The organism is Luteimonas notoginsengisoli, from assembly GCF_042648885.1.
In the GTDB taxonomy this organism is placed as follows: Bacteria; Pseudomonadota; Gammaproteobacteria; order Xanthomonadales; family Xanthomonadaceae; genus Luteimonas; species Luteimonas notoginsengisoli.
Genome location: NZ_JBHRYF010000025.1, coordinates 1 through 630, shown reverse-complemented (window position 1 = coordinate 630; position 630 = coordinate 1). Strand labels below are relative to the sequence as shown.

At 65.7% G+C, this 630-nt stretch carries 1 protein-coding gene; it reads right to left on the bottom strand.

Features of this window, described 5'->3' with window-relative positions; all coding sequences use genetic code 11:
* On the bottom strand, positions 1 to 630 hold a 630-nt coding region (locus tag ACFOM9_RS16300), incomplete at both ends, for an IS3 family transposase (protein ID WP_386713397.1).

Here is a 630-nt window from a genome sequence, read left to right as displayed (position 1 = left end):
GGGGTTGGTTTGGGTTCGGTGGTTGGCGGCAAACTGGGCCGGCGGGATGCGTCCGCAACTGCTGTGCGGTCGAACCTGGTTGTAGTCGCGGCGCCACTCGGCGATGACCTCGCGGGATTGGACCAACGACGTGAACCAGTGCTCGTTGAGGCACTCGTCGCGGAACTTGCCGTTGAAGCTCTCGATGTAGCCGTTCTGCATGGGCCGGCCTGGTTCGATCAGCAGGTGTTGGATGCCGTGCTGCTGCGTCCATGCAATAAAGGCCCGGCTGGTGAACTCCGGACCGTTGTCGGTGCGCACGGCCCGCGGGTAACCGCGGAACCGCGCAGCCTGATCCAGCACGCGCACGACGTACGCGCCGCTGATGCCATGGTCGACCGTGATGTCGACGCACTCGTGGGTAAAGTCGTCTGCGACCGTCAGGCACTTCAGGCGGCGCCCGTTGGCCATCGCGTCGCTGACGAAGTCCATGCTCCACACCGCATTGGGCGCCGTTGCCGACGACAGCGGCTGGCGCTCGCTGGGCGGCCTGCGGACCTTCTTGCGGCGACGCACGGCCAGGTTCGCCTCGCGATACAGGCGGTAGACCTTCTTATGGTTCACAGCCGGGTACTCCGGACGCAGCAGGTC